This is a genomic window from Kitasatospora sp. NPDC090308, assembly GCF_044769485.1.
Lineage (GTDB): Bacteria > Actinomycetota > Actinomycetes > Streptomycetales > Streptomycetaceae > Kitasatospora > Kitasatospora fiedleri.
In genome coordinates this window covers 1-15,300 of record NZ_JBIVXY010000034.1, presented here as the reverse complement: position 1 = coordinate 15,300, position 15,300 = coordinate 1, and the positions used below count along the sequence as shown (strand labels likewise).

The following is a 15,300-nucleotide window of genomic DNA, read 5'->3' as shown; positions in this document are numbered from 1 at the left end:
CGAACAGCGCGGGCTGCACCACCTCCACCCGCTCCAACGACCCACCACCGGTCAGCACCTCCACCAACGACCAGCCCGTGAACGGCTCCAGAGCAATGGCGCACGCATCGATCGCCGCGCGGAACACCGGCTCCGAGGCGTACAACTCCCCACCCATCCCCACCCACTGCGCACCCTGCCCCGGGAACACGAACACCGACCGACCCACCACACCAGCCACGCCGGTCACCAGACCCGGCACCGACCGACCCTCCGCCAGCGCCTCCAACGCCCCGGCACCGCCCACCACCACCGCCCGGTGCTCGAACACCGTCCGGGCAGCCAGCGCGCCCCCGACCGCCGCCGGACCCACCTCGGGGTGCGCGGCGACGAACGCGCCCAACCGGCGCGCCTGTTCCCGCAACGCCGGCTCCGACTTCGCCGACAGCACCCACGGCACCACCCCGCCCGCAGACCCCGCCGAAACCCCGACCGGCTCCTCGGCCACCGCCTCGATCACCACGTGCGCGTTCGTACCGCTGATGCCGAACGCCGACACACCGGCACGGCGGGGACGCCCGGTCTCCGGCCACGGCCGGGCCTCGGTGAGCAGCCGGATGTTCCCGGACTCCCAGTCGACGTGGGAGGTCGGCGCGTCGACGTGCAGGGTTCGCGGCAGTTCGGCGTGCCGCATCGCCATCACCATCTTGATCACACCGGCCGCACCCGCCGCCGCCTGGGTGTGGCCGATGTTGGACTTCACCGACCCCAACCACAACGGCTCGGTGCGCCCCTGACCGTACGTCGCCAGCAGCGCCTGCGCCTCGATCGGGTCGCCCAGCGTCGTCCCCGTACCGTGCGCCTCCACCGCGTCCACGTCCGCCGGGGACAGTCCGGCGTTCGCCAGCGCCTGGAGGATCACCCGCTCCTGCGACGGGCCGTTCGGCGCGCCGAGGCCGTTGGAGGTGCCGTCCTGGTTGACCGCCGAACCCCGCACCACCGCCAGCACCCGGTGACCGTTGCGGCGGGCGTCGGACAACCGCTCCAGCAGCACCAGCCCCGAACCCTCGCCCCACGCCGTGCCGTCCGCCGCCTCGGCGAACGCCTTCACCCGGCCGTCGGCAGCCAGGCCGCGCTGCCGCGAGAACTCGGTGAACCCCAGCGGGGTCGCCATCACGGTCACCCCACCGGCCAGGGCCAGCGAGCACTCCCCCGAGCGGAGCGCCTGCGCCGCCAGGTGGAGCGCCACCAGCGAGGACGAGCAGGCGGTGTCCAGCGAGACCGCCGCGCCCTCCAGCCCCAGCAGGTAGGCGATCCGGCCGGAGGTCACACTGGTCGCGGCGCCCGTACCGAGGTAGCCCTCGGCGTCGGCGGGTGCCCGGTCGCCGTAGCCGGAGGACCAGATGCCGGTGAACACGCCCGTCCGGCTGCCCCGCAGCGACGTCGGATCGATGCCCGCGTCCTCGAACGTCTCCCACGCGGTCTCCAGCAGCACCCGCTGCTGCGGGTCCATCGCCAACGCCTCACGCGGCGAGATCCCGAAGAACTCCGCGTCGAAGCCCGCCGCATCCGCGAGGAACCCGCCCGACCGCGTGTACGACGTCCCCGGATGATCCGCGTCCGGATGGAACAACCCCTCGACGTCCCACCCGCGATCCGACGGGAACCCGCCGATCGCATCCACCCCACCCGACACCACACCCCACAACTCCTCCGGCGACCCCACCCCGCCCGGCAGCCGGCACCCCATCCCCACGATCACCACCGGATCGACCCCGGCGTCCACCGACGCCACCGGATCAACGCCCTTGGGCGCACCGAGGACCCGGCTCAGCAGGTGCTCGGCGAGTTGCCGCGGGGTGGGGTGGTCGAAGGTGACGGTGGCGGGCAGGCGCAGGCCGGTGGCGCTGTTGAGCCGGTTGCGCAGTTCGACGGAGGTCAGGGAGTCGAAGCCGAGGTCCTTGAACGGCTGCCCGTCCCGTACGGCCCCCGGTTCGCGGTGACCGAGCACGGCGGCGGTGTGGGCGGTGACCAGGTCGAGCGCGGCGCGCAGCCGTTCGGCCTCCGGCAGTGACCGCAGGCGGTCGGCGATCGCGCCGTGCCGCGCCGGGCGCCGGGCCGCCTTGCGGGAGACGAGGCCCTTGAGGGCCGCCGGGGCCGCGGGGGCGCTCGCCACCACGGACAGGTCGAGGCGGACCGGCACCAGCGCGGCCCGGTCCGCGGCCAGGGCCGCGTCGAACAGCGACAGGGCGTGGTCGGTGGCCAGCGGCACGACCCCGGCCCGCAGCAGCCGGTCCTGGTCGGCACCGGTCAGCCGCCCGGTCATGCCGCTCGGCTCGGCCCAGTAGCCCCAGGCGAGCGAGGTCGCCGGCAGGCCCTGGGCGCGCCGGTGGGCGGCGAGGGCGTCGAGGAAGGTGTTGGCCGCGGCGTAGTTGGCCTGTCCGGGGCTGCCGAGCGTGCCGGCCGCGGAGGAGAAGAGGACGAACGCCGTCAGGTCCCTTTCCCGGGTGAGCTCGTGGAGGTGCCAGGCGGCCCGGGCCTTGGGCTCCCAGACCGCGGCGAGACGGTCGGGGGTCAGGGACTCGACGACGCCGTCGTCGAGCACGCCCGCCGCGTGCACGACCGCCGTCAGCGGGTGCGCGGCCGGGATCGCGTCCAGCACCGCCGCCAGCGCGTCCCGGTCCGCCGCATCGCACGCGGCCACCGTCACCTGCGCGCCCAGCCCCGCCAGTTCCGCGCACAGCGCCGCCCCGCCACCACGGCGGCTCACCAGCACCAGGTGCCGCACACCCCACTCGGTCACCAGGTGCCGGGCCACCAGGCCGCCCAGCGTCCCCGTACCGCCGGTGACCAGCACCGTACCGGCCGCGTCGAAACCCACCGGAACAGTCAGGACGATCTTCCCGACGTGACCGGCCCGGCTCATGAACCGGAACACGTCGACCGCGTCCCGGACGTGGCGTACGTCCAGCGGCAGCGGTGCGAACCCGCCGTCCGCGAAGGCCCGCAGGGCGGCGTCCAGGAGCTCGCCGAGCCGGTCCGGCCCCGCGTCGGCGATGTCGAACGCCCGGTAGACGATGTCGGGGTGGTCGGCCGCGTCGCGGATGTCGGTCTTGCCCATCTCCACGAACCGCCCGCCGGGCGCGAGCAGGCGCAGGGAGGCGTCCAGGAACTCACCGGACAGCGAGTTCAGCACCACGTCCATCGGGGGGAACTTCCGCTCGAACTCCAGGGTCCGCGACGAGGCGATGTGCTCCTCGTCCAGCCCGAGGCCACGCAGCACGTGCCACTTGCCCGGGCTCGCCGTGGCGAACACCTCGGCCCCGAGCCGCCGGGCCAGTTGGATCGCCGCCATGCCGACACCGCCCGTACCGGCATGGATCAGCACCCGGTCACCGGCCGCCGTCCGGCCCAGATCGCCCAGGCCGTACCACGCGGTCAGGAACACCACGGGCACCGACGCGGCCCTGGCGAACGTCCAGTCGTGGGGCATCCGCACCAGCAGCCGCTGGTCGGCCACGGCGACCGGGCCGAAGGCGCCGGGGACCAGGCCCATGACGCGGTCGCCGGGCCGGAACGGGCTGTCCGGGCCGGTTTCGAGGACGACGCCCGCGCCCTCGCCGCCCATCAGGGCCGCGCCGGGGTAGACGCCGAGGGCGATCAGCACGTCCCGGAAGTTGAGTCCGGCCGCCCGCACGGCGATCCGGACCTGCCCGGGCCGCAGCGGTTCCATGAGCTCCGGGCGGGGCACCAGCGCCAGGTCGTCGATGCTGCCGGTGCCCGTGTCCTCCAGCCGCCACGCCCCGGGCGGCGGGGTCAGGGCCGTGCCGACGCGGACCAGGCGGGGGACGCGCAGCGCCCCCTGACGTACCGCCAGTTCCGGCTCGTCCGTGCCGGCGATCAGCGCGGGGTCCCAGCTCGGGTCGGCGTCGACCAGCACGAACCGGTCGGGGTGCTCGGCGGCGGCGCTGCGGACCAGGCCCCGGACCATCGAGTGGTGGAGGCCGACCACGTCACCGGGCGCGGCGGCGACGGCGTTGCGGGTGACGACCGCCAGCCGCGTCCGCCCGCCCGCCAAGTGGTCCCGGATCACGGCGAGCACGCTCCGCGCGCTCTCGTACGCCGCCTCGACGGGGTCCGCCCCGGGCGCCGCCCCGGGCACCTCGTGGACGACCAGGTCCGCGAGGTCAGCGCCGGTCGGGGCCGGTTCGACGGGTACCCAGTCGAGTGCGTACAGGCTGTCCGGCACGGCGGCGGCGTCGCGGACGGTCAGCGACGTGATGACGGCGACCGGGGTGCCGTCCGGCTCGGCCACGGCCACGGTGTACGTGTCCGGCCCGGTGGCGGACAGGCGCACCCGCAGCGGCCCGCGGCCGGCGGGCCGGACCGCCACTCCGGTGAACGCGAACGGCAGACCGGTGCGGTCGGTGAGGAACGCCATGGGGTGCAGGGCGGCGTCGAGCAGCGCGGGGTGCAGGGCGAACGGTTCCTCGGCGGGGAGCTCCACCTCGGCGTAGACGGTGTCGCCGACCCGCCGGGCCGCCGTGACGCCCTGGAACGCCGGCCCGTACTCGTAGCCGAGTGCCGCCAGCGAGTCGTAGAGCCCGTCGACGTCGAGCGGCTCACCGGCCGACGGCCAGTCCCAGGCGTTCAGCACCGGCTCCTCGCCCAGGGTCCCGGTGGCGTGCCGCACCCACTCGTCGCCGTCGCGCGAGTACACCGTGAGCGGGTGGCGGCCGTCGTCCTCGGGCCCCACGACGACCTGGAGGTGCACCGGGGCGTCGTCGAGGACGAGCGGCGTTTCGAGCACCAGTTCCTCGACCGCCCGGCCGAGCCGACCGGCCGCGTGGGCGGCCAGCTCCGCGAACGCGGTGCCGGGCAGGAGGACGGCGCCCCGCACGGCGTGGTCGGCCAGCCACGGATGGGTGGTGAGCGAGATCCGCCCGCTGAGCACCGCGCCGTCGCGCAGCTCCACGAACGTGCCGAGCAGGGGGTGGTCGCCCGACGCCGCCGGGACGGGCCGCAGCCAGTACGGCTCGCGCTGGAAGGCGTACGTCGGCAGGCTGACGGGCTCGGTGGTGTCCGGGAACCGCCAGTCGACCGGGACACCGTGGACGTGCAGGCGGCCGAGCGAGGCGAGGAAGTCGTCCTGGTCGCGTCGGAGCGTGCCGGTGACCAGGAGGTCGGAGCCGTGCCGGTGGCCGGTCTCCTCCACGGCGGCGACCAGCACCGGGTGCGGGCTGACCTCGACGAAGACGGTGTGGCCGTGGTCGAGCAGCAGCCGGGTGGCGAGGTCGAAGCGTACGGGTTCGCGGAGGTTGCGGTACCAGTAGGCGGCGTCGAGGGTGGCGGTGTCGATCGGCTGGCCGGTGACGGTGGAGTGGAAGGGAATTGTCGCCGGGTGGGGTGTGATGTCGGCCAGGTCGGTGAGGAGTTGCTCGCGGACCGCCTCGACCTGCGCGGAGTGCGCCGCGTAGTTGACGGGCAGGCGGCGGGCGCGGATGCCGTCGGCCTCACAGGCCGTCAGCAGTTCGTCCAGCGCGTCCAGGTCACCCGACACGACGACCGAACCAGGGGCGTTGACCACCGCCACCGTCAGCCGACCGTCCCAGCGGGCCGTGAACGCGACGGCCTGCTCGTGCCCGAGACCGACCGAGACCATCCCGCCCTGGTCCGCCAACACCGCGAGCGCCCTGCTGCGCAGCGCCACCACCTTGGCCGCGTCCTCCAGGGACAGCGCACCGGCCACGTACGCCGCCGCGATCTCCCCCTGCGAATGCCCGACCACGGCGTCCGGCTCCACCCCGTGCGCGCGCCACAGTTCGGCCAATCCCACCATCACCGCGAACAACGCAGGCTGCACCACCTCCACCCGCTCCAACGAACCACCACCGGCCAGCACCTCCACCAACGACCAGCCCGTGAACGGCTCCAGAGCAGCCGCACACGCATCGATCGCCGCACGGAACACCGGCTCCAAGGCGTACAACTCCGCACCCATCCCCACCCACTGCGCGCCCTGCCCCGGGAACACGAATACCGACCGGCCCAGCGGACGGACGGCCCCGGTCACCAGACCCGGCGCTGTGCGGCCCTCGGCCAAGGCGTCCAACGCCTCCGCACCGCGCACCACCGCACGGTGCTCGAAACGCGACCGCCCAGCCAACGCCCGCCCCACCGCCACCGCGCCGACTCCCGGCTGCTCGGCCAGGAAAGCGCCCAGTCGGCGCGCCTGCTCCCGCAGCGCCGGCTCCGACTTCGCCGACAGCACCCACGGCACCACCCCGCCCGCAGACCCCGCCGAAACCCCGACCGGCTCCTCGGCCACCGCCTCGATCACCACGTGCGCGTTCGTACCGCTGATGCCGAACGCCGACACACCGGCACGGCGGGGACGCCCGGTCTCCGGCCACGGCCGGGCCTCGGTCAGGAGGGCGACCCGGCCCGCCGACCAGTCGACGTGCGAAGTCGGTGCGTCCACGTGCAGGGTTCGCGGCAGCTGCCCGTGCCGCATCGCCATCACCATCTTGATCACACCGGCGACGCCCGCCGCCGCCTGGGTGTGGCCGATGTTGGACTTCACCGACCCCAACCACAGCGGCTCGGAACGGTCCTGACCGTACGTCGCCAACAACGCCTGCGCCTCGATCGGGTCGCCGAGGGTGGTCCCGGTGCCGTGGGCCTCCGCCGCGTCCACCTCGGACGGGGACAGTCCGGCGCTGGCCAACGCCTGCCGGATGACGCGTTCCTGCGACGGACCGTTCGGCGCCGCGAGCCCGTTCGACGCACCGTCCTGGTTTACCGCCGAACCCCGCACCACCGCCAGCACCCGGTGCCCGTTGCGCCGCGCATCGGACAGGCGTTCCAGCAGCAGCAGGCCGGCGCCCTCGCCCCAGGACGTCCCGTCGGCCGCCTCGGCGAACGCCTTCACCCGACCGTCGACGGCGAGCCCCCGCTGGCGGGAGAACTCGACGAACCCCGCGGGCGTCGCCATCACCGTCACCCCGCCGGCCAGCGCCAGCGAGCACTCCCCCGCCCGCAACGCCTGCGCCGCCAGGTGGATCGCCACCAGCGACGACGAGCACGCCGTGTCCACCGACACCGCCGCGCCCTCCAGCCCCAGCAGGTACGACACCCGCCCGGACGTGGCGCTGGTGGCGATGCCGGTGGCGAGGAAGCCTTCGAGGTCCGGCGGCGGCTGGTTGCCGTAGCCGGACGACCACAGGCCGGTGAAGACGGCCGTGCGGCTGCCGCCGAGTGCGGTCGGGTCGATCCCGGCGTCCTCGAAGGTCTCCCAGGCGGTCTCCAGCAGCACCCGCTGCTGCGGGTCCATCGCCAGCGCCTCGCGCGGCGAGATGCCGAAGAACCCGGCGTCGAACCCGGCGCCGTCGGCGAGGAAGCCGCCCGACCGGGTGTAGGTCGTGCCCGGCCGGTCCGGGTCGGGGTCGTGCACGACGTCCCAGCCGCGGTCCGGCGGGAACTCGCTGATCGCGTCGACACCGTCCGAGACCAGTCGCCACAGGCCGTCCGGGGACTCCACTCCGCCCGGGTAGCGGCAGCCCATGCCGATGATCGCGATCGGCTCGCGCGCGGCCTCCTCCAGGTCGGCGAGGCGCCTGCCGAGCACTCCCAGGTCGGCCGTGGCGCGCTTGAGGTAGGTGCGGAGCTTCTCTTCGTCAGACATCGCTACTCCTCAGCGTGGCGGGACTCGCCCGAGCGGATGACCTCGGTCCTGCGGTGCGCATCGTCCAGAAGGCTGAACAGTTCGTCGTCGCTGGCCTCGTCGACACCGGCCGCGGCGCCGGTGCGTCTGGCGGTCCAGGCCGCGAGCAGTGCTTCGAGGCGGGCCGCGACGGCGTCGTGGTCGGCGTCGGCGTCCGCCGCGTCCAGACTGGACCTGAGCCGGTCGAGTTCGGTGAGCAGGGGGTCGGGGCCGCCGGTGCCGTGCAGTCGCGTGTGCACGAAGGCGGCGAGGCGGGCCGGTGTCGGGTGGTCGAAGACGAGCGTGGCGGGCAGGCGCAGGCCGGTGTCCGCGTCGAGCTGGTTGCGCAGTTCCACGGCGGTGAGCGAGTCGAACCCGATGTCGGCGAACGCCTGGTCGGGGTCGACCGCCTGCGGCGACGCGTGCCCCAGGACGAGGGCGACCTGGCCCACGACGAGGTGCAGCACGTCGGCCTGCGTCCACACCCGCTCGGCGGCCGGCCTGAGCCGGGGCCGTACCAGCTCCCGCAGCAGCGCGGGCGGGTCGCCGGCCCTGCGCAGCGCCGGCAGGTCGAACCTGACGGGGGCGAGGGTCGGGGTGCCCGCGGTCAGCGCGGCGTCGAACAGGGCCAGCGCGTCCGCCGTCGGCAGCGGCCGTACCCCGGCCCTGGCCAGGCGGTGCCGGTCGGTGGCGGTCAGGCCGCCGGTCATGCCGCTGGCCTCCGCCCAGTAGCCCCAGGCGAGCGACACGGCCGGCTGCCCCTGGGCGTGCCGGTGCGCGGCGAGGCCGTCGAGGTAGGCGTTCGCCGCCGCGTAGTTCGCCTGGCCCGCGCCGCCCAGCACGCCGGACGCCGAGGAGAACAGCACGAACGCCTCCAGGTCGGCGGTCAGTTCGTGCAGGTGCTGCGCCGCGAGGGCCTTCGGCTCCCACACCCGTGCGAACTGCTCCGGGGTGAGGGACTCCACGACGGTGTCGGCCAGCGTGCCCGCGGCGTGGACCACCGAGGTGACCGGGTGGCCGGCGAGCAGTCGCGCCACCGCCGCGCGGTCGGCCACGTCGCACGCCACGACGTCGGCGGTCGCGCCCAGCGCCGCCAGCTCGGCGGTCAGCGCGGCCGCGCCGGGGGCGTCCGGGCCGCTGCGGCTGACCAGCAGCAGGTGCCGCACGCCGTGCTCCGCGGCCAGGTGGCGGGCGATCGTGGCGCCCAGGGTGCCGGTGCCGCCGGTGACCAGCACCGTGCCCTCGGGGCCGAGCAGCGAGGGCAGCGGCTCGGTCCGCGCCCGTTCGAGGCGGGGGACGTGGACGGCGCCGCCGCGGATCGCGAGCTGGGGCTCGTCGCCGGCCAGTCGGACCTCGTCGCCGTCGGCGGCGTCGACCAGCACGAACCGGCCGGGGTGCTCGGTGGCGGCCGACCGGACCAGGCCCCAGACGGCGGCGGCCTGCGGGTCGACGTCCTCGCCCGGCCGCACCGGCACGGCGTTGCGCGTGGCGACCACCATCCGCGGGGTGTCCGTGGCGAGGAAGTCCTGGACCACCCGCAGGGCCTCGACCGGCGAAGTGGCGTGGTGGACCGGGATGTCCGGCTCGCCGGTCGCCGCCTCCAGGAGCGGCCACGCCACCTGGTACGGCACGTCCTGCGTGGTGGCCGCGGCCGGCCGGCGCAGGGTCAGCGAGGCGATCTCGGCGACCGGTGCGCCCGACCGGTCGGCGAGGGCGATCGCGCAGGTGTCCTCGCCGGTCACGGTCAGCCGGACCCTGGCCTGCTCGGCGCCGCTCCGGCAGGAGATCCCGGCGAAGGCGAACGGCAGCTTCGCCCGGTCGTCGGCGACGGTCACGGTCTGGATCGCGGCGTCGAGCAGGGCGGGGTGCAGGGCGAACCGGGTGTCGCCGGCGGGTGCGGCCACCTCCGCGTAGAGGGTGTCGCCGTCGCGCCAGGCCGCGCGCAGACCCCGGAAGGCCGGGCCGTAGGCGAATCCGGCGTCGGCCAGGTCGTCGTAGAAGGCGGCGAGGTCGACGGCTTCGGCGGGCGGCGGCCACTGCCGGGCCCAGGAGTCCCGGGGTGCGACGGGCGCCGCGCCCAGGGTTCCGGTGGCGTGCCGCACCCACTCACCGTCCGTGCGCGAGTGGACCGAGACGCTGCGCCGGCCCGCCCGGTCGGGGCCGACGGTCACGGACACCTGCACGCCGTCCGCGACCACCAGCGGCGTCTCCAGCGTCAGGTCCTCGACCGCCGGGCAGTCGACGTGTTCGCCGGCCCGGAGCGCGAGGTCGACGAACGCCGCGCCGGGCAGCAGGGGCGAGCCCGCGATGACGTGCTCGGTGAGCCACGGCTGCGCGGCGGTGGCGAGCCGGCCCGTCAGCACCACGCCGTTGTCGTCCGGGAGTTCCAGGGCGTCCCGCAGCAGCGGGTGGTCGATCCGGCCGTCACCGGTCGGTGCGGGGGTGCCGGGGTGCAGCCAGTAGTGCTGGTGCTGGAAGGCGTACGAGGGCAGCCGCGCACCCGACTTCCCCACCGGCGGGGTCCAGTGCACCGCGCCGTCCGCCCACAACCGCCCCAGACCGGCGAACAGCCGCTCCACGGAATCCCCCTGACGCCGCATCAACCCGTTCGCCACCAACGACGGGTGCGGACCCACCTCCACAAAACCGGTGACGCCCTGGCCCGTCAGCCACTCCCTCGCGTCCGCGAACCGCACCGGCTCCCGCACCTGACGCACCCAGTACCCCGGCTCCCCCAGCTCCACCGGACACCCCGCCACCGTGGAGACCACCGGGATCACCGGCTCACCGAACGACAACCCCCCGGCGACCTGAGCGAGTTCACCCAGCACCGGGTCCATCCGCGCCGAATGGAACGCGTGACTGACCTCCAACCGCCGCACCCGACGCCCACGCCCCCGCCACACCCCGGCGACCGCCAGCACCGCCGCCTCATCGCCCGACACCACCACCGCGTCCGACGCGTTGACCGCCGCCACCTCCACACCCGCCACCAGCGACCCCACCACCTCCTGAACCGACGCCTGCACCGACACCATCGCCCCACCACCGGGCAACGCCTGCATCAACCGGCCCCGCGCCCCCACCAACCGCGCCGCGTCCTCCAGTCCCAACACCCCCGCCACATGGGCCGCCGCCACCTCACCCACCGAATGCCCCACCACGAAGTCCGGCCGAACCCCCAACCACTCCACCAACCGGAACAACGCCACCTCCAACGCGAACACCCCGGCCTGCGTGAACCGCGTCTCCCCCAACACCCCCTCCCCGTCCTCGAACAACACCTCCACCGGCAACCCCAACACCCCGCACACCTCGTCCAACACCCGCGCGAACACCGGGAACACCTCGTACAGACCCCGACCCATCCCCGCCCACTGACCACCCTGACCGGAGAACACGAACGCCGACCGACCCGGTGAGGCGGCAGTGCCCGTGACGGTTCCGGGCTCTCCGTCGATCAGCGCGTCCAGGCCGGCCGGGCCCGTCAGCACGGCACGGTGCGGGAACCGGGCCCGCGCGGCCAGGTCGGCGGCCACCTCGGCCGGTGTGATCTCGGGGTGCTCGGCGAGGAACGCGCGCAGCCTGCGGGCCTGTTCGCGCAGCGCCGCGTCCGACTTGGCGGACAGCAGCCACGGCACCGGTACGGCGACCCCGGGGGTGGTCGTGGCGGTGGCCTCGGCCGGTGCCTCGATCACCACGTGCGCATTGGTGCCGCTGATGCCGAACGCCGAGACGCCCGCGCGACGCGGGCGGCCGCTGTCGGGCCACGGCCGGGCCTCGGTCAGCAGGGCGACCCGGCCCGCCGACCAGTCGACGTGCGAAGTCGGTGTGTCGACGTGCAGGGTCCGTGGCAGCTGACCGTGCCGCATCGCCATCACCATCTTGATCACACCCGCCACACCCGCAGCGGCTTGCGTGTGGCCGATGTTGGACTTCACCGACCCCAACCACAGCGGCTCGGAACGGTCCTGGCCGTAGGCGGCCAGCAACGCCTGGGCCTCGATCGGGTCACCGAGCGTGGTGCCGGTGCCGTGCGCCTCCACCGCGTCCACCTCGGACGGCTGCAACCCGGCATTGGCGAGAGCCTGCCGGATCACCCGCTCCTGCGACGGACCGTTCGGCGCCGTCAACCCGTTCGACGCACCGTCCTGGTTCACCGCCGAACCCCGCACCACCGCCAACACCCGGTGCCCGTTGCGACGGGCGTCCGACAACCGTTCCAACAGCACGACACCTGCGCCCTCACCCCACGCCGTCCCGTCGGCCGCCTCGGCGAACGCCTTCACCCGACCGTCGGCGGCGAGCCCCCGCTGCCGCGAGAACTCGACGAACCCCGACGGCGTCGCCATCACCGTCACCCCACCGGCCAGCGCCAGCGAGCACTCCCCCGCCCGCAGCGCCTGCGCCGCCAGGTGGATCGCCACCAGCGAGGACGAGCACGCCGTGTCCACCGACACCGCCGGGCCCTCCAGCCCCAGCAGGTAGGACACCCGCCCGGAGGTCACACTCGTCGCCGTGCCGGTCGAGAGGTAGCCCTCCAGGTCGGGCGGCTGTGCCCCGGCGCCGTAGCCCGAGGACCAGATGCCGGTGAACACACCTGTCCGGCTGCCCCGCAAGGACGTCGGATCGATCCCTGCGTCCTCGAACGTCTCCCACACCGTCTCCAACAGCACCCGCTGCTGCGGGTCCATCGCCAACGCCTCACGCGGCGAAATACCGAAGAACCCCGCATCGAAGCCACCCGCATCCGAGAGGAAACCGCCCGACCGCGTGTACGACCTCCCTGGACCACCGGCGGGATCGTAGAGACGGCCCACGTCCCACCCACGGTCCGACGGGAACCCACCCACCGCGTCCGTCCCGCCCGCGACCAGATCCCACAACTCCTGCGCGGAGCCCACCCCACCCGGATACCGCGCCCCCAACCCGACCACCACCACCGGATCACCCGCCACCGCGACCCCGACCGGGACGGGCACGGCCGTCCGGCGCTCCTTGCCGAGAACCACCGCACGCAGGTGACCGGCCAGTGCGTCGGGGGTCGGGTGGTCGAAGACCATCGTCGCGGGCAGCCGCACCCCGACCGCCGTGGACAGCCGGTTGCGCAGTTCCACCGCGGTGAGCGAGTCGAAGCCCAGGTCCTTGAAGGCCAGGTCGGCGCTGACGGCCGAGGTGTCGGTGTGGCCGAGGACGGCGGCCGTCTGGCCGGTGACCAGGGCCAGGACGCGGCTGTGCTGCTCGGTCTCCGGCAGGGCCGCGAGTTCCCGGCCCAGGCCCGGCCGGTCCGTGCGCCGGGCGGGCCGGGTCCGGGTGAGGCGGCTGAGCAGGGGGCGGGTGGAGGCCGCCGACAGGTCGAGGTGTGCGGGGACCAGCGCGGGTTCGGCGGCCCCCAGCGCCAGGTCGAACAGGGCCAGCGCCCGGTCCGTGGGCATCGGCAGCACACCGGCGCGAGCGAGGCGCTTGCGGTCGGTGTCGGTGAGGTTCCCGGTCAGCCCGCTGTCCTCGGCCCACTGCCCCCAGGCCAGCGACACTCCGGGCAGGCCCAGGGCGCGCCGGTGCACGGCGAGGGCGTCCAGGAAGGCGTTCGCGGCGGAGTAGTTCGCCTGGCCCGGGCCGCCCAGCACGCCGGCGGCGGACGAGAAGAGCACGAACGCGCTCAGGCCGAGGTCCTTCGTCAGCTCGTGCAGGTGCCAGGCGGCGTCGGCCTTGGGCCGCAGCACCCGATCGATCCGGGCGGGCGTGAGGGATTCGACGACGCCGTCGTCGAGCACCCCGGCCGCGTGCACGACCGCCGTCAGCGGGTGCGCGGCCGGGATCGCGTCCAGCACCGCCGCCAGCGCGTCCCGGTCGGCCACGTCGCAGGCCACCACCTCGGCGTCGAAGTCCACCTCCGCCGCGCTCCTGCCGAGCAGGAGCAGGTGCCGGATGCCGTGCCGCTCGCGCAGGTGCCGGGCGACGAGACGGCCCAGGGTGCCGGTGCCGCCGGTGATCAGCACGGTGCCGTTCGGGTCGAGCGGGCCGGGTGCCGGGGCCGCCTCGGCCCGGACCAGGCGGGCGGCGCGGACGGCGCCGTCGCGGACGACGAGCTGCGGTTCGTCCCCCGCGACGAGGACGCGGTCGTCGGTGTCGACGAGCACGAACCGGTCGGGGTGTTCGGCCTGGGCCGCGCGGACCAGGCCCCAGACGACGCTGGCCGGCAGGTCGACGGGGTCCGGCCCGGCCGCCCCCCGGGTCACGACGGCCAGGCGGCCGTCCCCGTCGCGCAGGAAGTCCTGGAGCACGCCCAGCGTCTCGGCGGCGACGGTGTGCGCGGCCGCCACGGGGTCTCCCGCCGGGGGCGTGACGTGGTGGACGGCCGGGGCTTCGCCGGTGCTCTCGACGGGCACCCAGTCGAGGCGGAAGAGCTGGTCGGTCCCGGCGACCGGCAGGCCCGGCGCCCGGTGGCGCACGGTCAGCGCGTCGATCACCGCCAGCGGCCCGGATTCGTCGGCGAGCGCGACCCGGAAGGTGTCGGGGCCGGTGGGTGTGAGGCGGACCCGGGCCGTGGAGCCGGCTTTCCGCATCGACACCCCGGCGAAGGAGAACGGCAGGCGGCCGGCCGCCAGCAGGGTCAGCGGCTGGAGCGCGGCGTCGAGCAGCGCGGGGTGGAGATCGAAGCGGTCGCGGGTGCCCGCGGGCAGCACCACCTCGGCGTAGAGCTCGTCGCCCTGCCGCCGGATCTCGCGCACGCCCGCGAACACCGGCCCGTACTCGTAGCCCCGGGCGGCGAGGTCGTCGTAGAAGTCGGTCAGGTCGACGGGCTCACCGGCCGGCTGCCAGGGCTCGCCGGTGTCGTACGGGTGGGGGCGGTCGGCGGTCGCCAGCACGCCGGTGGCGTGCCGCAGCCAGCTGTCGCCCGTCCGGGAGTGCACGGTGACGGGGCGTCGGCCCGTCCCGTCCGGTGCGCCGACGACGACCTGGATCGGCACGGAACCGTCCTCCGGCAGGACCATGGGGGCTGCCAGCACCAGCTCGTCCAGGACGTCGCAGCCGGCCTGCCGTCCGGCGTGCAGGGCGAGTTCGACGAACACGGTGCCGGGCAGCAGCACGGAGCCGAGGACGACGTGGTCGGCCAGCCACGGCCGGGTGGCCGTCGAGAGCCGCCCCGTGAACAGGACGCTCTGCTCCCCGGCCAGTTCGACGGCGGCCCCGAGCAGCGGGTGCCCGGCCGGGTCCAGTCCGGCCGCCGACACGTCGGCCTTCCCGGCGGCGGGGTTCAGCCAGTACGGCCGGTGCTGGAAGGCGTACGTCGGCAGCGGGACGTGGTGGGGCTCGCCGGGGAAGACCGGCGTCCAGTCGACGGCCACGCCGTGCGTGTGCAGGCGCGCCAGGGCGAGGTGGAACTCCTGCCTGCCGCTGCCGCGGCGCAGCGTGCCGGTCGCGGCGACGTCCAGCACCGGCACCAGGACGGGGTGCGGGCTGACCTCCACGAACACGGCGTGCCGGTCCTGCGTGAGGGCTTCGACGGCGAGGTCGAAGCGTACGGGTTCGCGGAGGTTGCGGTACCAGTAGGCGGCGTCGAGGGTGGCGGTGTCGATCGGCTCGCCGGTGACGGTGGAGTGGAAGGGAATTGTCGC

General features: G+C 74.9%; 2 protein-coding genes. Both read right to left on the bottom strand.

Translation table 11 applies throughout. The features are described 5' to 3' along the window. Positions 1–7,663, bottom strand: a 7,663-nt coding sequence (locus ACIQVD_RS34005; protein ID WP_402292710.1) for an SDR family NAD(P)-dependent oxidoreductase, incomplete at its 3' end; no start/stop codon positions are given. Between the two features lie 2 nt (positions 7,664–7,665). Beyond that, positions 7,666–15,300 (bottom strand): SDR family NAD(P)-dependent oxidoreductase (locus ACIQVD_RS34000; protein ID WP_402292709.1); only part of this gene is annotated, 7,635 nt, incomplete at its 5' end.